General features: G+C 60.5%; 21 protein-coding genes. 15 read left to right on the forward strand and 6 right to left on the reverse strand.

What is annotated here, in order from left to right; all coding sequences use genetic code 11:
• Positions 1-76: 76 nt before the first annotated feature.
• From nuoG to ACTJK9_RS23695, 14 genes are all read left to right on the forward strand, one after another.
• Positions 77-2791: an NADH-quinone oxidoreductase subunit NuoG gene (gene nuoG / locus ACTJK9_RS23630; RefSeq protein ID WP_440816643.1), complete on the forward strand. Its 2715-nt coding sequence runs from the start codon at positions 77-79 to the stop codon at positions 2789-2791.
• Complete coding sequence (gene nuoH / locus ACTJK9_RS23635; RefSeq protein ID WP_007964859.1) at positions 2788-3795, forward strand: NADH-quinone oxidoreductase subunit NuoH; 1008 nt, start codon at positions 2788-2790, stop codon at positions 3793-3795. The genes nuoG and nuoH overlap by 4 nt, the downstream gene beginning before the upstream one ends.
• Before the next feature lie 11 nt (positions 3796-3806).
• The gene (gene nuoI, locus ACTJK9_RS23640) at positions 3807-4355 is read left to right on the forward strand and encodes an NADH-quinone oxidoreductase subunit NuoI (protein ID WP_011334960.1); all 549 of its coding nucleotides are present in this window, start codon (positions 3807-3809) and stop codon (positions 4353-4355) included.
• 9 nt (positions 4356-4364) lie between these two features.
• Complete coding sequence (nuoJ, locus tag ACTJK9_RS23645) at positions 4365-4865, forward strand: NADH-quinone oxidoreductase subunit J (protein ID WP_007951462.1); 501 nt, start codon at positions 4365-4367, stop codon at positions 4863-4865.
• A 3-nt stretch (positions 4866-4868) separates the two neighbouring features.
• Positions 4869-5192, forward strand: coding sequence for an NADH-quinone oxidoreductase subunit NuoK (nuoK, locus tag ACTJK9_RS23650; protein ID WP_085699101.1), 324 nt, complete (start codon positions 4869-4871; stop codon positions 5190-5192).
• The gene (gene nuoL / locus ACTJK9_RS23655) at positions 5189-7042 is read left to right on the forward strand and encodes an NADH-quinone oxidoreductase subunit L (RefSeq protein WP_074688953.1); all 1854 of its coding nucleotides are present in this window, start codon (positions 5189-5191) and stop codon (positions 7040-7042) included. Before nuoK ends, nuoL begins: the two co-directional genes overlap by 4 nt.
• Positions 7043-7081: 39 nt before the next feature.
• Positions 7082-8614, forward strand: a complete 1533-nt coding sequence (gene nuoM, locus ACTJK9_RS23660) for an NADH-quinone oxidoreductase subunit M (RefSeq protein ID WP_011334963.1) — start codon at positions 7082-7084, stop codon at positions 8612-8614.
• 7 nt (positions 8615-8621) lie between these two features.
• Positions 8622-10085, forward strand: a complete 1464-nt coding sequence (gene nuoN / locus ACTJK9_RS23665) for an NADH-quinone oxidoreductase subunit NuoN (RefSeq protein ID WP_064597748.1) — start codon at positions 8622-8624, stop codon at positions 10083-10085.
• A gap of 489 nt (positions 10086-10574) precedes the next feature.
• A complete protein-coding gene (locus tag ACTJK9_RS23670; protein ID WP_256574470.1) occupies positions 10575-10703 on the forward strand; it encodes a hypothetical protein in 129 nt (42 codons plus the stop codon).
• A gap of 50 nt (positions 10704-10753) precedes the next feature.
• Positions 10754-11977 carry a YcaO-like family protein gene (locus tag ACTJK9_RS23675; RefSeq protein ID WP_440816650.1) on the forward strand — a complete coding sequence of 408 codons (1224 nt, stop codon included), beginning with the start codon at positions 10754-10756 and terminating at the stop codon, positions 11975-11977.
• 41 nt (positions 11978-12018) lie between these two features.
• Positions 12019-12924 carry a class I SAM-dependent methyltransferase gene (locus ACTJK9_RS23680; RefSeq protein WP_440816653.1) on the forward strand — a complete coding sequence of 302 codons (906 nt, stop codon included), beginning with the start codon at positions 12019-12021 and terminating at the stop codon, positions 12922-12924.
• The gene (locus ACTJK9_RS23685) at positions 12921-13799 is read left to right on the forward strand and encodes an alpha/beta fold hydrolase (protein WP_440816656.1); all 879 of its coding nucleotides are present in this window, start codon (positions 12921-12923) and stop codon (positions 13797-13799) included. Before ACTJK9_RS23680 ends, ACTJK9_RS23685 begins: the two co-directional genes overlap by 4 nt.
• Before the next feature lie 158 nt (positions 13800-13957).
• Positions 13958-14389 carry a type II toxin-antitoxin system Phd/YefM family antitoxin gene (locus ACTJK9_RS23690; protein WP_256575417.1) on the forward strand — a complete coding sequence of 144 codons (432 nt, stop codon included), beginning with the start codon at positions 13958-13960 and terminating at the stop codon, positions 14387-14389.
• Positions 14386-14763: a type II toxin-antitoxin system VapC family toxin gene (locus tag ACTJK9_RS23695; protein ID WP_039767456.1), complete on the forward strand. Its 378-nt coding sequence runs from the start codon at positions 14386-14388 to the stop codon at positions 14761-14763. The genes ACTJK9_RS23690 and ACTJK9_RS23695 overlap by 4 nt, the downstream gene beginning before the upstream one ends.
• A 55-nt stretch (positions 14764-14818) precedes the next feature.
• On the opposite strand, the gene ACTJK9_RS23700 is transcribed toward ACTJK9_RS23695, so the two are convergent.
• From ACTJK9_RS23700 to ACTJK9_RS23725, 6 genes are read right to left on the reverse strand one after another with little or no spacing between them, the layout of a single operon-like run.
• The gene (locus tag ACTJK9_RS23700) at positions 14819-16561 is read right to left on the reverse strand and encodes an ABC transporter substrate-binding protein (RefSeq protein WP_007951484.1); all 1743 of its coding nucleotides are present in this window, start codon (positions 16559-16561) and stop codon (positions 14819-14821) included.
• Positions 16562-16608: 47 nt separating this feature from the next.
• Complete coding sequence (locus ACTJK9_RS23705; protein ID WP_039767461.1) at positions 16609-16881, reverse strand: DUF2160 domain-containing protein; 273 nt, start codon at positions 16879-16881, stop codon at positions 16609-16611.
• 10 nt (positions 16882-16891) lie between these two features.
• On the reverse strand, positions 16892-17686 hold the full coding sequence (locus ACTJK9_RS23710; protein WP_371915867.1) for a carbohydrate ABC transporter permease: 795 nt from the start codon (positions 17684-17686) through the stop codon (positions 16892-16894).
• Positions 17687-17716: 30 nt separating this feature from the next.
• Positions 17717-18583 carry a carbohydrate ABC transporter permease gene (locus ACTJK9_RS23715; protein WP_007951487.1) on the reverse strand — a complete coding sequence of 289 codons (867 nt, stop codon included), beginning with the start codon at positions 18581-18583 and terminating at the stop codon, positions 17717-17719.
• The gene (locus ACTJK9_RS23720) at positions 18580-19692 is read right to left on the reverse strand and encodes an ABC transporter ATP-binding protein (RefSeq protein WP_085699085.1); all 1113 of its coding nucleotides are present in this window, start codon (positions 19690-19692) and stop codon (positions 18580-18582) included. The genes ACTJK9_RS23715 and ACTJK9_RS23720 overlap by 4 nt, the downstream gene beginning before the upstream one ends.
• Positions 19692-20786: an ABC transporter ATP-binding protein gene (locus ACTJK9_RS23725; protein WP_064597764.1), complete on the reverse strand. Its 1095-nt coding sequence runs from the start codon at positions 20784-20786 to the stop codon at positions 19692-19694. Before ACTJK9_RS23725 ends, ACTJK9_RS23720 begins: the two co-directional genes overlap by 1 nt.
• A gap of 270 nt (positions 20787-21056) precedes the next feature.
• On the opposite strand from ACTJK9_RS23725, the gene ACTJK9_RS23730 reads away from it, so the two are divergent.
• Positions 21057-22937, forward strand: a complete 1881-nt coding sequence (locus ACTJK9_RS23730; protein WP_221397672.1) for a sigma-54-dependent Fis family transcriptional regulator — start codon at positions 21057-21059, stop codon at positions 22935-22937.
• Positions 22938-22946 lie beyond the last annotated feature (9 nt).

Raw genomic sequence — 22946 nt, forward strand, 5'->3', positions numbered from 1 at the left:
CTGACTGGATTCGGACGGATAACAAGATTCCATTAGCCACGCCCGCTGACACCGGGCCAACGAAGACCTTTGAACCATGGCCACTATCCACGTAGACGGCAAAGCGCTCGAAGTCGACGGGGCAGACAACCTGTTACAGGCATGTCTGTCGCTGGGCCTCGACATCCCTTATTTCTGCTGGCACCCCGCGCTTGGTAGCGTCGGGGCGTGCCGCCAGTGCGCGGTCAAACAGTACACCGACGAGAACGACACCCGTGGTCGCATCGTCATGTCCTGCATGACCCCTGCCACCGACAACACCTGGATCTCCATCGACGATGAAGAATCCAAGGCGTTCCGCGCCAGTGTCGTTGAATGGCTGATGACCAACCACCCGCACGACTGCCCTGTGTGCGAGGAAGGCGGTCACTGCCACCTGCAAGACATGACGGTGATGACCGGCCACAACGAGCGCCGTTATCGCTTCACCAAACGTACCCACCAGAACCAGCAACTGGGCCCGTTCATTTCCCACGAGATGAACCGCTGCATTGCCTGCTACCGCTGCGTGCGTTTCTACAAGGATTACGCCGGCGGCACCGACCTCGGTGTATTCGGCGCCCACGACAACGTGTACTTCGGTCGCGTTGAAGACGGCACCCTCGAAAGCGAGTTCTCCGGCAACCTCACCGAGGTCTGCCCGACCGGTGTGTTCACCGACAAGACTCACTCCGAGCGCTACAACCGCAAGTGGGACATGCAGTTCTCGCCGAGCATCTGCCATGGCTGCTCGAGCGGTTGCAACATCTCCCCGGGCGAGCGTTACGGCGAACTGCGTCGCATCGAAAACCGTTACAACGGTTCGGTGAACCAGTATTTCCTGTGCGACCGTGGCCGTTTCGGTTATGGCTACGTCAACCGCACCGACCGCCCACGTCAGCCGCTGCTGGCCGACGGCACCAAGCTTGGCCTGGATGCTGCGCTGGACAAAGCCGCCGACCTGCTGCGCGGTCGCAACATCGTCGGTATCGGTTCGCCGCGTGCCAGCCTGGAAAGCAACTACGCGTTGCGTGAACTGGTAGGCGCCGAGCACTTCTACTCCGGTATCGAGGCCTCCGAACTGGAGCGCATCCGTCTGGTCCTGCAAGTGCTGAAAGACAGCCCCCTGCCCGTGCCGAACATGCGCGACATCGAAGATCACGACGCCGTGTTCGTCCTCGGTGAAGACCTGACCCAGACTGCCGCCCGTATGGCCCTGGCTCTGCGTCAGTCGGCCAAAGGCAAGGCCGAAGACATGGCCGAAGCCATGCGCGTCCAGCCTTGGCTCGACGCTGCGGTGAAGAACATCGGTCAGCACGAACTGAACCCGCTGTTCATCGCCAGCCTGGCTGAAACCAAGCTCGACGACATCGCCGAAGAGTGTGTACACGCCGCTCCAGACGATCTGGCCCGCATCGGTTTCGCCGTGGCTCACGCCCTGGACGCCAGCGCACCGGCCGTTGAAGGTCTGGACGCCGAAGCCCTGGAGCTGGCCAAGCGCATCGCCGACGCCCTGCTCGCGGCCAAGCGTCCGCTGATCATCGCCGGTACTTCGCTGGGCTCCAAAGCCTTGATCGAAGCCGCGGCGAACATCGCCAAGGCCCTGAAGCTGCGCGAGAAGAACGGTTCGATCAGCCTGATCGTGCCGGAAGCCAACAGCCTCGGCCTGGCCATGCTCGGTGGCGAATCGGTCGATGCCGCGCTGCAAGCGGTCATCGACGGCAAGGCCGACGCCATCGTCGTGCTGGAAAACGATCTGTACACCCGCACCGCCAAAGCCAAGGTCGATGCGGCACTGAACGCTGCGCAAGTGGTAATTGTTGCCGACCATCAGAAGACCGCCACCAGCGACCGCGCGCATCTGGTGCTGCCAGCCGCCAGCTTCGCTGAAGGCGACGGTACGCTGGTCAGCCAGGAAGGTCGCGCCCAGCGCTTCTTCCAGGTCTTCGACCCGCAATACATGGACGCGAGCATTCTGGTCCACGAAGGCTGGCGCTGGCTGCACGCCCTGCGCGCCACCCTGCTGAACCAGCCGATCGACTGGACGCAACTCGACCACGTGACCGCTGCCGTTGCTTCGAGCACGCCGCAACTGGCCCGTATTGTCGACGCCGCACCGTCCGCTTCGTTCCGCATCAAGGGTCTGAAACTGGCGCGTGAGCCGCTGCGTTACTCCGGTCGCACCGCGATGCGCGCCGACATCAGCGTTCACGAACCACGCACCCCGCAGGACAAGGACACCGCGTTCGCCTTCTCGATGGAAGGTTACTCGGGCTCCGCCGAACCGCGTCAGCAAGTGCCGTTCGCCTGGTCGCCGGGCTGGAACTCGCCGCAGGCCTGGAACAAGTTCCAGGACGAGGTCGGTGGTCACCTGCGCGCTGGCGATCCGGGCACCCGCCTGATCGAAAGCAGCGGTGATTCGCTGAACTGGTTCGCCAGTGTTCCGCGCGCGTTCAACCCAGCCCAGGGCACCTGGCAAGCCGTGCCGTTCTACCACCTGTTCGGCAGCGACGAGAACTCGTCAAAAGCCGCTCCGGTCCAGGAACGCATCCCGGCTGCCTACGTTGCACTGGCCAAGTCGGAAGCGGATCGCCTGGGCGTCAACGACGGCGCACTGCTGAGCCTCAATGTTGCCGGCCAGACCCTGCGTCTGCCGCTGCGCATCAATGAAGAGCTGGGCGCTGGCCTGGTTGCACTGCCGGCCGGTCTGGCAGGCATTCCACCGGCGATTTTCGGCCAAACCGTTGATGGTCTGCAGGAGGCAGCGCAATGACCTGGTTCACCCCTGAAGTGATCGATGTGATCCTGACGGTCATCAAGGCCATCGTGATCCTGCTGGCCGTGGTGGTCGCAGGCGCGTTGCTCAGCTTTGTCGAGCGTCGCCTGCTGGGCTGGTGGCAGGACCGTTACGGTCCGAACCGCGTTGGCCCGTTCGGCATGTTCCAGATCGCAGCCGACATGCTGAAGATGTTCTTCAAGGAAGACTGGACCCCGCCGTTTGCCGACAAGGTGATCTTCACCCTGGCACCGGTGGTGGCCATGTCCGCCCTGCTGATCGCGTTCGCGATCATCCCGATCACCCCGACCTGGGGCGTGGCGGATCTGAACATCGGCCTGCTGTTCTTCTTCGCCATGGCCGGTCTGTCGGTTTACGCGGTGCTGTTCGCCGGCTGGTCGAGCAACAACAAGTTCGCCCTTCTGGGCAGCTTGCGTGCCTCGGCGCAGACCGTGTCCTACGAAGTGTTCATGGGCCTGGCCCTGATGGGCATCGTGGTGCAGGTCGGCTCGTTCAACATGCGCGACATCGTCGAGTACCAGGCGCAGAACCTGTGGTTCATCATTCCGCAGTTCTTCGGCTTCTGTACCTTCTTCATCGCTGGCGTGGCCGTGACTCACCGTCACCCGTTCGACCAGCCGGAAGCGGAGCAGGAACTGGCCGACGGTTACCACATTGAATACGCCGGTATGAAATGGGGCATGTTCTTCGTCGGTGAATACATCGGCATCATCCTGATCTCGGCGCTGCTGGTCACCCTGTTCTTCGGTGGCTGGCACGGTCCGTTCGGCATCCTGCCGCAACTGTCCTTCGTCTGGTTCGCACTGAAGACCGCGTTCTTCATCATGCTGTTCATCCTGCTGCGCGCTTCCATCCCGCGTCCGCGTTATGACCAGGTGATGGATTTCAGCTGGAAATTCTGCCTGCCACTGACCCTGATCAATTTGCTGATAACCGCTGCGGTTGTGTTGTGGAACACACCTGCGGTTGCGGTTCAGTGAGGATTTGACCCATGTTCAAATATATTGGCGACATCGTTAAGGGTACCGGTACCCAGTTGCGCAGCCTGGTCATGGTCTTCGGCCATGGCTTTCGCAAGCGCGACACCCTGCAATACCCGGAAGAGCAGGTCTATCTACCACCGCGCTACCGTGGCCGCATCGTCCTGACCCGCGACCCCGATGGCGAAGAACGCTGCGTAGCCTGCAACCTGTGCGCCGTGGCGTGCCCGGTGGGTTGCATCTCGCTGCAGAAAGCTGAAACCGAAGACGGTCGCTGGTACCCGGACTTCTTCCGTATCAACTTCTCGCGCTGCATTTTCTGCGGTCTCTGCGAGGAAGCCTGCCCGACCACCGCGATCCAGCTGACCCCGGATTTCGAGATGGCCGAGTTCAAACGTCAGGACCTGGTGTACGAGAAAGAAGATCTGCTGATCTCCGGCCCCGGCAAAAACCCTGATTACAACTTCTATCGTGTTGCAGGTATGGCCGTTGCGGGCAAGCCGAAAGGTGCCGCACAAAACGAAGCCGAGCCGATCAACGTGAAGAGCTTGCTGCCTTAAGGAAGAACGATGGAATTCGCTTTCTATTTCGCATCGGGTATCGCTGTTGTGTCCACACTGCGTGTGGTCACCAACACCAATCCTGTGCACGCCCTGCTCTACCTGATCATTTCGTTGATCGCCGTGGCCATGACCTTCTTCGCACTCGGCGCGCCGTTCGCCGGCGTGCTGGAAGTGATCGCCTACGCTGGCGCCATCATGGTGCTGTTCGTGTTTGTGGTGATGATGCTGAACCTGGGCCCGGCCTCGGTGCAGCAGGAACGCACCTGGCTCAAGCCCGGGATCTGGGCGGGGCCGGTGATTCTCGCCGCCCTGCTGCTGGCCGAACTGCTGTATGTGCTGTTCGCTCACCAGAGCGGTCAGGCCATCGGCCACACCACCGTCGACGCAAAAGCCGTGGGCATCAGCCTGTTCGGTCCGTATCTGCTGGTGGTCGAACTCGCCTCGATGCTGCTGCTCGCTGCAGCCGTCACGGCGTTCCATTTGGGCCGTAATGAGGCTAAGGAGTAGAACATGCCTGTTATCCCTCTCGGTTCTATACCTATGGAGCATGGCCTGGCCGTCGCCGGCATCCTGTTCTGCCTTGGTCTGGTCGGCCTGATGGTCCGCCGCAACATTTTGTTCGTGTTGATGAGTCTGGAAGTGATGATGAACGCCTCTGCACTGGCCTTCATCGTTGCGGGCGCCCGCTGGGCGCAACCGGATGGACAGATCATGTTCATCCTGGTGATCAGCCTTGCAGCCGCCGAAGCCAGTATTGGCCTGGCGATCCTGCTGCAACTGTATCGCCGCTTCCACACGCTCGATATCGACGCTGCCAGTGAGATGCGCGGATGAACCTACTCTTTCTGACTTTCGTATTCCCTCTGATCGGGTTCCTGTTGCTGTCGTTCTCCCGCGGCCGCTTCTCGGAAAACCTGTCGGCGCTGATCGGTGTCGGCTCCATCGGCCTGTCTGCCATCGTCGCGGCTTACGTGATCTGGCAATTCAACGTCGCGCCACCGGAAGGTGGCGTCTACACCCAGGTGCTGTGGCGCTGGATGTCGGTGGAAGGCTTCCAGCCTGACTTCGCGCTGTACCTGGATGGTCTGTCCGTGACCATGCTCGGTGTGGTCGTCGGTGTCGGCTTCCTGATCCACCTGTTTGCATCGTGGTACATGCGTGGTGAAGACGGTTACTCGCGCTTCTTCTCGTACACCAACCTGTTTATCGCCAGCATGCTGTTCCTGATCCTCGGCGATAACCTGCTGTTCATCTACTTCGGTTGGGAAGGTGTGGGCCTGTGCTCGTACCTGTTGATCGGTTTCTACTACAGCAACCGCAACAACGGTAACGCCGCACTCAAAGCCTTCATCGTCACCCGTATCGGCGACGTGTTCATGGCGATCGGCCTGTTCATCCTGTTCCAGCAACTGGGCACGCTGAACGTCCAGGAGCTGCTGGTGAAGGCGCCTGAGCACTTCAAGGTCGGCGATTTCTGGATCGTGCTGGCGACCCTGATGCTCCTGGGCGGTGCGGTCGGTAAATCGGCGCAACTGCCGCTGCAGACCTGGCTTGCGGACGCGATGGCCGGCCCTACCCCGGTTTCGGCACTGATCCACGCCGCAACCATGGTGACTGCCGGTGTCTACCTGATCGCCCGTACCCACGGCCTGTTCGCCCTGGCGCCGGACATCCTGCACCTGGTCGGCATCGTGGGCGGTGTGACCCTGGTACTGGCCGGTTTCGCCGCACTGGTGCAAACCGACATCAAACGTATCCTCGCCTATTCGACCATGAGCCAGATCGGCTACATGTTCCTGGCGCTGGGCGTTGGTGCCTGGGAAGGCGCGATCTTCCACCTGATGACCCACGCCTTCTTCAAGGCCCTGCTGTTCCTTGCCTCCGGTGCGGTGATCGTTGCCTGCCACCACGAGCAGAACATCTTCAAGATGGGCGGCCTGTGGAAGAAACTGCCGCTGGCCTACGCCAGCTTCATCGTCGGTGGTGCCGCCCTGGCCGCCCTGCCGCTGGTGACCGCCGGTTTCTACTCCAAGGACGAAATCCTCTGGGAAGCGTTCGCCAGCGGCAACCACGGTCTGCTTTACGCAGGTCTGGTCGGTGCCTTCATGACGTCGCTGTACACCTTCCGCCTGATCTTCATCGCGTTCCACGGTGAAGCCAAGACCGAAGCCCACGCCGGTCACGGCATCGCTCACTGGCTGCCGCTGTCGGTGCTGATCGTGCTGTCGACCTTCGTCGGCGCCATGATCGTTCCACCACTGCACGGCGTACTGCCGGAGAGCGTTGGCCATGCCGGTGGCGAAGCCAAGCACAGTCTGGAAATTGCCTCGGGTGCCATCGCCCTGGCCGGTATCCTGCTGGCGGCCCTGCTGTTCCTCGGCAAGCGTCGCTTCGTCACCGCGATCGCCAACAGCGGCATCGGCCGTCTCCTTTCGGCCTGGTGGTTCGCTGCCTGGGGCTTCGACTGGATCTACGACAAACTGTTCGTCAAGCCGTACCTTGCGATCAGCCATGTACTGCGCAAAGACCCGCTCGACCAGACCATCGGTCTGATCCCGCGCATGGCCAAGGGTGGTCACACCGCCCTGAGCCGTACTGAAACCGGTCAACTGCGTTGGTACGCCGCCTCGATGGCTGCTGGTGCCGTGTTGGTCATCGGCGCTGTCGTGCTGGTAGCGGTCTGATATGAACCTTGCGAATTTGCGAAAGGAAACGAGCCCGTCATGATTCTGCCTTGGCTAATCCTGATCCCCTTCATCGGCGGCCTGCTGTGCTGGCTGGGTGAGCGCTTCGGCGCCACCCTCCCCCGCTGGATTGCGCTGTTGACCATGACCCTGGAACTCGCCCTCGGCCTCTGGCTGTGGGCCCACGGTGACTATTCATTTGCACCGGCGCCTGGCGCCGATCCGACCTGGGCGCTTGAGTTCAAGCACGTCTGGATCCAGCGCTTCGGCATCAATGTGCACCTGGCCCTCGACGGCCTGTCGCTGCTGATGATCCTGCTGACCGGCCTGCTGGGCATCCTCTCGGTACTCTGCTCGTGGAAAGAGATTCAACGTCACGTTGGCTTCTTCCACCTGAACCTGATGTGGATCCTGGGCGGCGTTGTCGGCGTGTTCCTCGCCCTCGACCTGTTCATGTTCTTCTTCTTCTGGGAAATGATGCTGGTGCCGATGTACTTCCTCATCGCGCTCTGGGGTCACAGTTCTTCGGACGGCAAGAAAACCCGGATCTACGCGGCAACCAAGTTCTTCATCTTCACTCAGGCTTCCGGCCTGATCATGCTGGTGGCGATCCTCGGTCTGGTCCTGGTCAATTACAACAGCACCGGCGTGATCACCTTCAACTACGCCGACCTGTTGAAGACCAAGATGTCGATGACCACCGAGTACATTCTGATGCTCGGTTTCTTCATCGCTTTCGCGGTCAAGCTGCCAGTGGTTCCGTTCCACTCCTGGCTGCCTGACGCTCACGCCCAGGCGCCGACTGCAGGTTCCGTCGACCTCGCCGGTATCCTGCTGAAAACCGCGGCCTACGGTCTGCTGCGTTTCGCCCTGCCGCTGTTCCCGAACGCCTCGGCCGAGTTCGCGCCGATCGCCATGACCCTCGGTCTGATCGGGATCTTCTACGGTGCGTTCCTGGCGTTCGCGCAAACCGACATCAAGCGTCTGATCGCCTTCTCGTCCGTTTCCCACATGGGCTTCGTACTGATCGGCATCTACTCCGGCAGCCAACTGGCACTGCAAGGTGCCGTGATCCAGATGCTGGCGCACGGTCTGTCGGCAGCTGCACTGTTTATCCTCAGCGGTCAGCTGTACGAGCGTCTGCACACGCGTGACATGCGTGAGATGGGCGGTCTGTGGTCGCGTATCGCTTACCTGCCGGCGATCAGCCTGTTCTTCGCAGCCGCTTCGCTGGGTCTGCCAGGCACCGGTAACTTCGTCGGCGAGTTCCTGATCCTGATCGGTACATTCGCCAGTGCGCCATGGATCACCGCGATTGCCACCTCCGGTCTGGTGTTCGGTTCGGTCTACTCGCTGATCATGATCCACCGCGCTTACTTCGGTCCGTCCAAATCGGATTCGATCCTGCACGGCATGGACGGTCGCGAACTGATCATGGTGCTGGGCCTTGCGGTACTGCTGATTTACCTCGGCGTCTACCCGCAACCGTTCCTCGACACTTCCGCCGCCACGATGCATGGCGTGCAGCAGTGGCTCGGCACCGCCTTCACTCAACTCGCTTCGGCCCGGTAAGAGCGCTATGGAATTCACGATTCAACACTTTATTGCGCTAGCGCCACTGTTGATCACCAGCCTCACCATTATCGTGGTGATGCTGGCAATCGCCTGGCGCCGCAACCACTCGCAGACCTTCCTGATTTCGGTGGCGGGTCTGAACCTGGCCTTGCTGTCGATCCTGCCGGCCCTGAAAGTCGCGCCTCTGGCCGTGACTCCATTGCTGCAGATCGACACCTTTGCCTGCCTGTACATGGCGCTGATCCTGGTCGCTACCCTCGCTTGCGTCACCCTCGCCCACGCCTACCTCGGCGATGGCGGTTCGGGTTACCCGGGCAACCGTGAAGAACTGTACCTGCTGATCCTGATGGCTGCCGCCGGTGGCCTGGTTCTGGTCAGCGCGCAGCACCTGGCCGGGTTGTTCATCGGTCTGGAACTGCTGTCGGTGCCGGTCTACGGTCTGGTGGCCTACGCCTTCTTCAACAAGCGTTCGCTGGAAGCCGGCATCAAGTACATGGTGCTGTCGGCCGCCGGTTCCGCGTTCCTGCTGTTCGGTATGGCGCTGCTGTACGCCGACTCGGGTTCGCTGAGCTTCGTCGGTATCGGTCAGGCACTGGCCGCGACCGGCCTGCCAAGCTCGCTGGCGCAACTGGGCCTGGGCATGATGCTGATCGGTCTGGCGTTCAAGCTGTCGCTGGTACCGTTCCACCTGTGGACGCCGGACGTGTACGAAGGTGCTCCGGCACCGGTGGCCGCGTTCCTCGCCACCGCGTCGAAAGTGGCTGTGTTCGCGGTCATGGTTCGTCTGTTCCAGATCTCCCCTGCCGCAAGCAGTGGCGTACTGAGCAACGTGCTGACCATCATCGCCATTGCCTCGATCCTGTTCGGTAACCTGCTGGCCCTGACCCAGAGCAACCTCAAGCGTCTGCTCGGTTACTCCTCCATCGCGCACTTCGGCTACCTGCTGATTGCACTGGTGGCGAGCAAGGGTCTGGCCGTGGAAGCCATCGGCGTGTACCTGGTCACCTACGTGATCACCAGCCTCGGCGCCTTCGGCGTGATCACCCTGATGTCCTCGCCGTACAACGGCCGTGACGCAGACGCGCTGTACGAGTACCGCGGCCTGTTCTGGCGCCGTCCGTACCTGACCGCCGTCCTGACCGTGATGATGCTGTCCCTGGCCGGTATCCCGCTGACCGCTGGCTTCATCGGCAAGTTCTACATCATCGCCACCGGTGTCGAGTCGCACCAATGGTGGTTGGTCGGTTCCCTGGTCCTGGGCAGCGCCATCGGCGTGTTCTACTACCTGCGCGTGATGGTCACCCTGTACCTGATCGAACCGAACCTGCGCCGCCACGACGCCCAACTGCACTGGGAACAGAAAGCAGGCGGCGTGATGCTGCTGGCGATTGCCGTCCTGGCGTTCTTCCTCGGCCTGTACCCACAACCGTTGCTGACCCTGGTTCAGCAATCGGGCCTGGCGGGCTGATCGTTTAGCGATCGTTGGCTACAAACAGAAACGGCACCTTCGGGTGCCGTTTTTGCTTCTGGGCGAGCATTCCGAGTTCCCCCTGCCAGTCCTGCTTGAACGCCGGAAAGCTTGCGCCGATTGTGCGGTACTTTGCCAAACCTCATAGGAAAACTCACCGCATAACTGTTCCATAAGTCCACGTAAATCCTTCAGTACGAATTTGCGTCATCCCCGCGATGAAACATCTGACAACGGCAGGAAACAGAACGTCTCAGAACGCAGATTCCTTTCGCCTGACTCGACCGTTATCACGCCGTTCGATGCTCTCAGAAGCGCCCCGCCTGGTGATTCCAGCACGTCAATTCACGTTTTATCAGTACGTGTTTCGACACCGCTGAAACCCGCGGCTGGAAACGTCCGGACATTTTTGACCCCGCCCTCACCACCCTTTTAGATTCGGCTCGTGCTTGCAACAGCACTCCCAAACAACAACCAAGGAGCAACATCATGGGCTACATGGGCAGCTGGAACGCAAACCCTATCGATGAACTGGAAGAGCAGGAAGCGCCCTCTCCAGAGCAGATCGAAGCGCTGCAACTGACCGAGGAAGAACAGGCGGAACTCAACGCCGAGTGACAGGACTCGCGGGGGCCTTGCGCCCTCGCGGGCTTTCCAGGAAGGAAATCATGGACAAGACAACGTTGGCCGAGCGTGAGCTCACGGCCGATCAGGCAGAACGGCGTATTCACACCGAACTTTCACGCCTGGGCCTCACACCGCACACCCGCACCCTCGGCAGCAAAGTGGTTGCCGTTCAGGCGAGTCTTCATGGCGGCGACAACCGTCATGCCCGTGGCTCCGGCAAGGGTTATGCGGATCAGGCGCACCTGGGCGCGCTCTATGAAGCGCTCGAGCATTACTGGACGGATGAGCTCTGTACCTACGATGTTCACCACGAAACGGAACGCTATTTTAAAGACACACCAATGTTTGCCGATGACTCGCTTCTGCACAGACTCACTTGCCAGCAAAACGTGCACATCACCTGCCGGACCTATGTCTGTCCGCCGTGGCATGACCGGTTTTCCTATCCGGTGGCGCTGACTTCGCCGAACGGCTCACGTTTACCCTCGTCACCGGGCATGGCGGACTACCGCGCCGTGCGGCGTTACGCCAGCAACAGCGGCACCGCGATTGGCGCCACTTACAACGAAGCGATGCTGCACGCCGCCAACGAATGCATTGAGCGCGACGCCGTGTCGTTGTTTCTGCTCAACCATTTTTACTACCAGAACCATCCGCCACTGCGACGGGTGGCGCGCGTTGATGGCAGTGACGACCTAAGTCGTCTGTGGGCCGATGCCGAACAGGAAATCGACGGCGAAATCGTGCTGGTGGATATCAGCACCGAATTCATGACCCGGACCTTTCTGGCGTTCACGACGAAACCGGGCCCTCACCCACAGATATTCGGCAGTGGCAGCTCTCTCGACCCGCGCCACGCGGCGTGGCGGGCACTCACTGAACTGGTGCAGTTGCAACTGAGTGCCGCCGAACCCGAATACCGCCAGACGCTGGCCAATGCGCTGCGCAACCTGCAACCGTTCCCGCGCCTGCTGCGCTGTGCGCAGTTCGATCCGCAGACGCTGCTGCATCACTGCGTTCAACACGAGGAGAGACTGCCGGATTCCGCCAAAGACCTGTCGGTGCAAAATCAACTGCACCTGCTGATTCAAGACCTGCGGATTCATGGCCGTACGCTGGGTGCAGCGGTCCTGCAGCGAACCGAGCTCGGCACGACCCTGCTCAATGTGGTGATCCCCGGACTGGAACGCTTCTTCGTGGTCTGCAGCGGTAACGTCGTCGTCCCGCAAGCCCGGGGCCGTACGCTGGAGAGGCCCGCCCCATGAGCCGACCCGATCGCAACCGGGAGCTGACACTGGCCCGATCCATGCGCCTTTACCTCAACGAGAACGGCGCTGTTGGCCACTTCCTCGAACCGCGAGGCAGCGGACTGCATCACATTTTTTTACTGCGGGTGAACGATGAGCTCTGGGTCGGCCGCAAGCTCCTGCAACGTGACCGGCATTTTCGATGGCAGGCCAGCAGCTCGCTCAAACCCGACATGTTGTTTGGCCCGCATCTGCATTCATTGTGGGGGGATGACGGGCTGTCAATCGGCTATCGGACGGTCTCCCCCGCCGACAAAGCGCAGTTCTTCGAGCACGCCTTGCATCAGGCTGACAGCGAGATCCTGTTTCCCTTCCCGCTGCTGGATGAGGCGGGCCGGGAAGCGGTCTGCCCGGCAGAGTTCTGGCAAGGCAACGAATCACTGGCCGAACAGCTGAACACCGACGAACACCACCTGCGCGAATACTGCGCCAGGCTGCTCCAGGCCATCACAGAAAAAGGCGCACTGGTTTACGACCCGGCTTGTTCAACGGGCGCGTTCATCGCCCATCTCGCCCGTGCCCTGCCCGACTGTCTTTGCCTGGGCAGTGACCGTTCGGCCTCGATGATCGAACATGCCAGGCGATGGCACAGCGCAACCTCCGTCGAGTTCGATGTGCTGGAGGCGAGTGAAGCCTTCGATACCGGGATTCGCTGCGATGTCTTGATCCTGCGTTTCCTCAACGCCGAAGTCTTGACCCGCCGAGCGGCCCAAACCGCATTCGAGTCGCTGATCCGCTGCGTCAAGCCCGGCGGCACGATCCTCGTTTTCGGTCACACCCCGGTGCTGATCCCGGTCACCTGGCTTGCCTCCACCCACCACCTGAAACTTGAATCCAGCGTCGCGGCACGGCCTGGGCAGGTCGAGCTGTTCCAGTTCTATCGTCTGACGGTTCAGGCGTCATGACCTTCTCCCTGCACAGCCGAGGTTATTACCCGACCGGCGACGGCCATCAACTCTATTGGGAACGGCATGGTGTTCCGGGACACGAACCGGTGTTTTTCCTCCATGGAGGGCCCGGCGGGCGTATCAGCCGCCACCATTTGCAGTTCTTCGACCCGGGCCGGTTCGACATCATCCTGTTTGACCAACGGGGTTGCGGGCGCTCGACGCCTTACGGCGAGCTGCAGGACAACACTACCGGGCTGTGTGTCGAAGATATCGATGGCCTGCGCCAGCATTTCGGCTTCGAAAAAATCAGTGTGTTGGGGGTGTCATGGGGCAGTTGGCTGGCGATTCAGTACCAGCAGCGTTACCCGCAGCACCTGCTGAAAACCACGCTGGTTTCGGTATTCGTGCCGTTTGCCGACAATGTCCGGGCTTACGATCAGGCGCTCAATGACGGGCTGACGCAATCGCCAGAATCATCGCCCGGCCAACGCGCCAGGAACATCTACCGGATCCTCGGCGAAGGCTGTCCATCGCAGCAACACCGCGCCGCCATCGAATGGTTGAACGCTGTTCTACGTCGCACAGGGCAGACGATTTGCCGCGCCACACTGGAGCGCTTCGTCGATCAGGAAGCGGTGCTCGCGATCCGCCTCGAACTGCATTACCACCTGCACAACTATTTCTTCACACCAAAGGACGAATACCTGACCCTCGACGACAACACCCTGCTGATCCAGGGCATCCACGACACCCATGGCATGGCCAGCGTGCGCTGGCTCAGGCAACGCATGAACATCCACTGCCGACTGCTGCATGCCGGGCACAACGCCTTTGAAAACGCCATCCTCAAAGCGGTGCGTCGGGCGGTGAAACGTGAAATCGAAAGGTGAGCGTTATATGGCCGTAGGATTTTTTTCCGTTACTGGCCCGTCCCGCCGGGAACACAGAAAGCTCTCTCCAGAATGCCCGTCTCGTCCTACAGCCACGCCAGGAAACAAGACGTTATCTTGGGTCACGGTTTACCAAGCGGCTGAGGCCAGAACGGACAATGAAACGTGAAATCTTTTTTGAGCTGGTGAGCAGCTTCGATTCATCGGTGGTCGAGCGACGGAGCAAAGTCATGCAATTTCCCTATATAGCGCGGCGTGCAGGTTTGCCCCTCACCTGCACAGAACAAATCCGGGACTTTGCCGGCCCCCTTGATTCTGGCTATATTTGTCCAGAATATGAGGAGGACATGATGATCATCGTTCCGTTGGCCGAAGCCAAAAACAATCTATCCAGACTCGTCGATGAGGCCGCCTCGGGGCAAATCATCACAATTGCCAAACATGGGCGTGCACTCGCTCGTCTGGTTCCTGTCACCAACGCTCACGGTCCGCGCATAGGTGCGATGAAGGGCAAACTCGTGCTCCCCGAAAACTTCGACGCGCCACTACCGGATGACATGCTCGACGCGTTTGAGGGTGGCCGGTCATGAGGGTATTGCTCGACACCCACATTCTGCTCTGGACGCTTTCAGACGATTCCAGACTCTCCGCAAAAGCCAGAAAACTGATTGAGAACGCCACCGAAATCTACATCAGCGCTGCGACCTACTGGGAGATGGCGATCAAGGTCGGGCTCGGCAAGTTGAATGTTGATCTCGAAGAGATAAGGCAATACAGCCTCGACAGCGGTTTTATCGAACTCCCAGTGACCTCAGAACACGCCATTGCCGTAAAGGAGCTTGAACACCACCATCGCGATCCATTCGATCGGCTTATTGTTGCAACCGCCATGATTGAGCCGATGAAGCTGCTAACCGCCGATCCCCTGGTGGCTCAGTACACAGATCTGGCTGTTCTGGTCTGAATCCCGCACAAAGAAAAACGGCACCCGAAGGTGCCGTCCCGTCCCGCAAAAGCGCTTACTTGCGTGCCGCCTCCCACGACTTGAGCAGTTCGTTGTAGCTCACGGTTTCGCCTTTCGGCTTCTCGTTGGCCAGCTTCGGTTTTGGTGCGCCCGGCTGGTCGAACCAGTATTGCGCGTCGCGCTCGGGGTTCATTTTCGGGGCGCACACCGCTTGGGCCTTGGAGCGTTCCAGGCGGGTCATGATCGCGTCCTGATCCTTGGCCAGACCGTCGAGGGCCTGTTGCGGGGTCTTCTCGCCGCTGGCGGCTTCGGCGATGTGGCTCCACCACAATTGTGCCAGGCGTGGGTAATCCGGCACGTTGGTTCCGGTCGGCGTCCATTGCACACGGGCCGGGCTGCGGTAGAACTCGACCAGACCACCGAGTTTCGGCGCCAGATCGGTCATCGCTTGCGAGTTGATGTCCGATTCACGAATCGGCGTCAGGCCGACGATGGTTTTCTTCAGCGACACGGTTTTCGAGGTCACGAACTGCGCGTACAGCCAGGCCGCGAGTTTCTGTTTCTCAGGCGTGGATTTCATGAAAGTCCACGAGCCCACGTCCTGATAACCGAGCTTCATCCCCTCTTCCCAGTACGGTCCGCGCGGCGACGGCGCCATGCGCCATTTCGGAGTGCCGTCGGCGTTGACCACCGGCAGACCCGGCTTGGTCATGTCGGCGGTGAAGGCCGTGTACCAGAAGATCTGCTGGGCGATGTTGCCCTGGGACGGCACCGGGCCGGATTCGGAGAAGGTCATGCCCGCCGCTTCCGGTGGCGCGTACTTCTTCAGCCAGTCGACGTATTTGGTGGTGGCGAACACCGCCGCCGGTCCGTTGGTGTCGCCGCCGCGGGTCACGCTGGAACCGACCGGGTGGCAATCCTCGACGCGAATCCCCCACTCGTCCACCGGCAAACCGTTGGGAATGCCCTTGTCGCCGCCACCGGCCATGGAGAACCAGGCATCGGTGAAGCGCCAGCCCAGCGACGGGTCTTTCTTGCCGTAGTCCATGTGCCCGTAGATGCGCTTGCCGTCGATTTCCTTGACGTCTTCGCTGAAGAACTTGGCGATGTCTTCATAGGCCGACCAGTTCACCGGCACGCCCAGTTCATAGCCGTACTTTTCCTTGAACTTGGCTTTCAGGTCGGCGCGTTCGAACCAGTCGGCGCGGAACCAGTAAAGGTTGGCGAACTGCTGGTCGGGCAATTGATAGATCTTGCCGTCCGGCGCAGTGGTAAAGGAGATGCCGATGAAGTCCTTGATGTCGAGGGTCGGCGAGGTGAAGTTCTTGCCTTCGTTGGCCATCAGGTCGGTGATCGATTCGGTCTTGCCGTAGCGAAAGTGCGTACCGATCAGGTCCGAGTCGTTGACCCAGCCGTCGTAGATGTTCTTGTCCGACTGCATCACCGTCTGCATTTTTTCCACCACGTCGCCTTCCTGCAGCAGGTCGTGGGTCAGCTTGATGCCGGTGATTTCGCTGAAGGCCTTGGCCAGCACCTTGGATTCATATTCGTGAGTGGTCAGGGTTTCCGAGACAACCTTGATGTCCATCCCGCGGAACGGCTCGGCCGCCTTGATGAACCACTTCAGTTCTTCGAGCTGCTGCTCGGCCGTCAGGGTCGACGGCTTGAACTCGCTGCCGATCCATTTTTTTGCGGCATCTTCGTAGGCGTCGGCCCAGGCGGACGCGCTCAAACCGCTGAGTGCCAGCATGGCTGCCAATGAAATGCTATGTCGCAGCTTATTTTTCTTATCGAACATAGAGACCTCCTGTTAGGTTTTCGGAGCACGATTGCCGAGCGATTCGACTAGCCCCAACGCATCACAGCCAACAGCCACACCAGGGACAACGCGGACGCTACCCAGATGCTCCAGTCGGTCACGCCGATTACCAGCAGATGCAGGTAGGCGCTGCCGAGAAGACCGATGAACAAGCGATCGCCACGGGTGGTGGCAATCGGCAGAAACCCTCGCCGCAAAATGCTCGGCGAGCGCAGTTCCCAGGTGGTCATGCCCACCAGGATCAAACCAATCACGATGAAAAACGCCGCCGTCGGGACGGTCCAGCTCATCCATTCCATCATCAGTTCCTCAGACCCGGCCCAGGGCAAAGCCCTTGGCCACGTGGTTGCGAACGAACCAGATCACCAGCATGCCGGGGAGAATAGTCAACACCCCCGCTGCCGCCAGTACGCCCCAGTCAATCCCGGATGCCGACACCGTGCGCGTCATCACCGCCGCGATCGGTTTGGCGTTCACCGAAGTCAGCGTGCGCGCCAGCAGCAGTTCGACCCAGGAAAACATGAAGCAGAAAAACGCCGTCACACCGATGCCGGAGCCGATCAGCGGGATGAAGATCTTCACGAAGAACTTGGGAAAACTGTAGCCGTCGATGTAGGCAGTTTCGTCGATTTCCTTCGGCACCCCGGACATGAAGCCTTCAAGGATCCACACCGCCAACGGCACGTTGAACAGGCAGTGCGCCAGCGCCACGGCGATGTGGGTGTCGAACAGGCCGATCGACGAATACAGCTGGAAGAACGGCAGCAGGAACACCGCCGGTGGCGCCATGCGGTTGGTCAGCAGCCAGAAGAAGAGGTGCTTGTCGCCGAGAAAACGGTAGCGCGAAAACGCGTAGGCCGCCGGCAGCGCCACGGTCAGAGAAATGATCGTGTTCAGACTGACGTAGTACAGCGAATTGATATAGCCGGTGTACCAGCTCGGGTCGGTGAAGATCACCTTGTAGTTCGCCAGCGTGAAATCCTGTGGGAAAAGAGTCAGTCCGCCGAGGATTTCGGTGTTGCTCTTGAACGACATGTTCAGCAGCCAGTAGATCGGCACCAGCAGGAACAGAATGTAGAGCAGCAGTGGGATCACTTTTTTCATAGGGGTAAGACGTTTGCTCATGGCCGGGCCTCAGCGGTTGGCATCGTTGTGGGTCATGGCGGTGTAGAACAGCCAGGACACCAGCAGGATGATCAGGAAGTACACCAGCGAGAATGCCGCCGCCGGCCCCAGGTCGAATTGGCCTACGGCCATCTGGGTCAGGGTCTGACTCAGAAAGGTCGTCGAGTTACCCGGCCCGCCACCGGTGAGCACGAACGGTTCGGTGTAGATCATGAAGCTGTCCATGAAGCGCAGCATCACCGCGATCAGCAGCACGCTTTTCAACTTGGGCAACTGAATGTGCCGGAACACGGCCCAGGCCGAGGCCCGGTCGATGCGCGCGGCCTGGTAATACACATCGGGAATCGCCCGCAGGCCGGAGAAACACAGCAGCGCCACCAGCGAAGTCCAGTGCCAGACGTCCATCACCAGCACGGTGACCCAGGCGTCCATGGTGTTGGCCGCGTAGTTGTAGCTGATGCCCATGGCGTTGAGGCTCGACCCGAGCAGGCCGATGTCGGCGCGGCCGAAAATCTGCCAGATGGTACCGACGACGTTCCATGGAATCAGCAGCGGGATCGCCAGCACGATCAGCACCACCGATGACCAGCGACCCTTGGTCGGCATGGTCAGGGCAATGGCGATCCCGAGGGGGATTTCGATCAGCAGCACACACGCCGAGTAGATGAACTGGCGCAGCAACGAGTCGTGCAGACGCGGATCAAGCAGCACCTGCTTGTACCAGTCGGCGCCGACGAAGTAGCGGCTGGACTGATCGAAGATGTCCTGCACCGAATAGTTGACCACGGTCATCATCGGAATCACCGCACTGAAGGCCACCAGCAGGAACACCGGCAACACCAGCCACCAGGCTTTGTTGTTCTGCACCTTGTTCATGGCTGTACCTCGCTGTCGGTGGCATCCAGCAGAAACTCGTCGGCATAGACCATCAGCCACTGCGCCGGAAAACTGATGTACGCCGTGCCCTGGGGCACCGGTTTGTCCTCGGCCAGACGCACTTTCAGCGGTGCGCCGTCCAGATCCAGGGTCATGATCTTGTAGGTGCCGAGGTCTTCGACGTGTACGACCCGCGCCTGCATCGCGTCATCGAACGGCTCGTCCCACACATGGATGAACTCGGGACGGATGCCGACCTTCAGATTTTTCCACTGGCCGTGTTCGATATGGCGCTGCAAGGCGTCGGACAGCGGCAGATGGGTCGAGTTGAAACCGACCCCGCCCGGTTGCGGTTGCACTTCGATCAGGTTCATCCCCGGGCTGCCGATGAAGTAGCCGACAAAGGTGTGGCTCGGCCGCTCGAACAATTCCCGTGGCGTGCCGAACTGGACGATCTGGCCGCCGTACATCACCGCGATCTTGTCGGCGAAGGTCGAGGCCTCCAGCTGATCGTGGGTGACGTAGACCATGGTGATGTTGAACTGCTCGTGGATCTGCTTGAGCTTGCGCCGCAATTTCCATTTCAGGTGCGGGTCGATCACCGTCAGCGGCTCGTCGAACAGAATCGCCGAGACGTCATCGCGCACCAGACCACGGCCCATGGAGACTTTCTGTTTTTCGTCGGCGGTGAGGTTGCGCGCCTTCTTGCTCAGGAGGTTCTGCAGGTCGAGAACTTCGGCGATTTCCTGCACCTTGCTGTGCACTTTCGCCTCGGCCAGGCCCTGATTGCGCAGGGGAAAGGCCAGGTTGTCGAACACGGTCATGGTGTCGTACACCACCGGGAACTGGAACACCTGGGCGATGTTGCGCTTCTCCGGGGTCAGGTCGTTGACCGCTTTGCCATCGAACAGCACATGGCCCTGGGACGGACTGAGCAGGCCGGAAATGATGTTGAGCAAGGTCGACTTGCCGCAACCCGAAGGGCCGAGCAAAGCATAGGCGCCGCCCTGCTCCCAGATGTGGTCCATCTCACGGATCGCGTAATCCTCGGGCCCGCTCGGGGTTTTACTGTAGCTGTGGGCGAGGTGCTGCAAACGGATTTCGGCCATCAGGCAACCCTCGCGACGCGCCGGCCCGGTGCCTGCACCAGACGGCCCTGCGCATCGAACACAAACAGTTTATGGGTCGGGATATAGATGCGGATCGGCGCATCGACGTCGTATTCGTGAACCCCCGGCAAATGCAGCACCAGCAGGAAATGCTCGTTGCGCACGTGGAGGAAGGTTTCCGAACCGCTGATTTCCGCCACCTCGACGGTCACCGCCAGTTCCAGGTCGTCATCGTTGCTCGGCACCAGCGAGATGTGGCTCGGGCGCACGCCAAAACGGAACTCGCCCTCGCCCACCGGCCGCAGGTCGACGTTCAACGGGAAGTGCACGAAGTTGGCGAAACTCACTTCGTTACCGGCGATGCGCCCCGGCATCAGGTTGATCGGCGGCTCGGAGAACAATTCAGCCGCCAGCACCGTTTGCGGCTGGTGATAGACCTCGGTCGACGGGCCGCTCTGGATCACCCGGCCTTCATGAAGAATGGTGGTGGTGCCGCCCAGCGCCAGCGCTTCATTGGGCTCGGTGGTCGCGTAAATCGCGATGGTGTGGCGCGCCTTGAACAGCTCGCGCATTTCCTGGCGCAGTTCTTCGCGCAGCTTGTAGTCGAGGTTGACCAGCGGCTCGTCGAACAGGATCAGCTCGGCATCCTTGACCAGCGCCCGGGCCATCGCGGTGCGCTGTTGCTGGCCGCCGGACAGTTCCAGCGGATAGCGCTTGAGAAACTTCTCGATGCGCAGCATCTTCGCGGTTTCCTGCACCTTGCTCTGAATCTGCTCATTGGAGATCCCGGCCTGGCGCAGCGGCGAGGCGATGTTCTCGAACACCGTCATGGTCGGGTAATTGATGAACTGCTGATAGACCATCGACACGTTGCGCAAACGCACCGGGCGCTGGGTGACGTCGACGCCGTTCATCAGGATGCGGCCGCTGTCGGGCTTGTCCAGACCGGCCATCAGGCGCATCAGACTGGTCTTGCCGGACAGCGTGCGTCCGAGCAAAACGTTGAAAGATCCAGGTTCGAATTTCAGGCTCGCATCGTCGATCCAGGTCTGGCCCTCGACGGTACGGCAGACGTGCTCCAGGGTGAGTGACATGGCTCGGCCTTTTTATTATTGGAGTCAAGCGACCTGTCCTGTAGAGCGACATTCGTGCCAGAAACGGCAAGCTGTTGATTTACCGCCAGATTCGCTGAAAGCCACGCAAACCGTGGTTCGTAGCTGAACACAAGTGAACAGTCGCGACTGAACAATTGAACAGTTTGGCGATTGACAATGAACAATAGTGAACAACACTCTATGGATGCTTTTTGCTCATCGAATGAGCCATAACAAAAACAACAAAGCACCCTTCAGAGACTGCCAATCATGGCCGCACCTGCTCCGCCGCTTTCCCACGACGCCCTCGTCCAGAGTTCCTGGCAACGTTGCCGCGCGTTCGGTCTGGATCACCAAAGCGCCCCGGCCTTTGATCAGTTGCCCGCCGCCGGCATCGCGCATCTGCTCGACAGCCATCACGCGCTGGTGCAGACCACCCACCAGGAAGTCTTGCCCTACTACGAAAACATCCTCAGCAATTCCAACTGCCTGATCATGCTCGCCGACAATCAGGGCCAGGTGCTGACCTCGTGGGGCACGCAACGCTTTATCGAGCCGAGTCTGGCGCGGGGTTTTCAACCGGGAGCGAGTTGGATCGAACGCGCCAGCGGCACCAACGCCATCGGCACGGCGCTGGCCTGCGAGCAGGCGGTGCACATCGAACACGATGAACACTTTCTCAAGGCCAACCGCTTCATGACCGGTTCCGCCGCGCCGATTTTCGATGCCGAGCGCAAGGTCATCGCCGTACTTGATGTGTCCAGTGACAGCTATCTGCCGCCCTCGCATACCCTCGGCATGGTCAAGATGATGAGCCAGACCGTGGAGAACCGGCTGATCCTCAACCTGTTCCATGGTCAGCACTTTCAACTGACCTTCAACACCGGGTTGAACAACCTCGACAGCCAGTGGGCCGGGCTGCTGATCTTTGATGAGAGCGGTCAGGTGCTGTCGGCCAACCGTCGGGCCGACAATCTGCTGGGTGTGCGCTTGTCGCGGGTCAGCGTTGAAAGCCTGTTCAAGGTGTCGTTGCTGGAGTTGATCAATCAGCCGGACGGTTTGCCGTTTGCCTTGCAGACTTCCGGGCGCAATCGTTTCCAGTGTTTGTTGAAGCGACCTAAACAGGCGCCGGTTCAGGCGCGAGTCTTCACTGAAACAAGAACCGCTGAAACCAGAACCGCTGAAACCAGAACCGCCGAACCGAAAGTCGCCGCACCCACGGCCATCAGCCTGAGCACTTTGCACTTCGGCGACAGCCGCGTGGAGAAAGCCGTGCGCCAGGCTGAACGTCTGCTGGAAAAGGACATCCCGCTGCTGATTCACGGCGAAACCGGGGTAGGCAAGGAAGTCTTCGTCAAAGCCCTGCACCAAGCCAGCTCCCGCAGCAAACAGGCGTTCATCGCCGTCAACTGCGCGGCGATCCCCGCCGAACTGGTGGAGTCAGAGCTGTTCGGCTACGAGAAAGGCGCGTTCACCGGTGCCAACCAGAAAGGCAGCATCGGCCTGATCCGCAAGGCCGACAAGGGGACGCTTTTCCTCGATGAAATTGGCGATATGCCACTGCCAACCCAGGCCCGGCTGTTGCGGGTGTTGCAGGAGCGCTGCGTGCAACCGGTGGGCAGCAGCGAGCTGTTCCCGGTGGATCTGCGGATCATTTCCGCCACCAACCGTTCGCTCCGGGAACAGGTGCAACTGGGGCGCTTTCGCGAGGATTTGTACTACCGCATCGGCGGCCTGACCTTGGAACTACCTCCGCTTCGCGAGCGCAGCGACAAGCAGGCGCTGTTCAAACGCCTGTGGGAACAACATCGCGAGCCATCGCAGTGGGCGGGATTGAGTCGCGAGGTGCTGGAACTGTTCGAGCGGCACCCGTGGCCGGGCAATCTGCGCCAGGTCAGCAGCGTGATGCAGGTGGCGCTGGCGATGGCCGAGGAACAACCGATTCGACCCGAGCATTTGCCGGACGATTTTTTCGTCGACCTGGAGATGGAGCCCGTCGAAGTGGCCGAGCCGTTGAGCATCGACCTGAACGATGCCGAGGCGTTGAACCGGGAGTTGCAGCTGGCCGGGGGCAATATTTCCCACCTGGCGCGGCGATTGGGGGTGAGCCGCAATACGCTGTACAAGCGATTGCGGCAGCTTGAAAGCTGAGCGCCCCCA

The sequence above is a fragment of the Pseudomonas sp. 22082 genome (assembly GCF_052046055.1).
GTDB classification, from domain to species: Bacteria; Pseudomonadota; Gammaproteobacteria; order Pseudomonadales; family Pseudomonadaceae; genus Aquipseudomonas; species Aquipseudomonas pharyngis.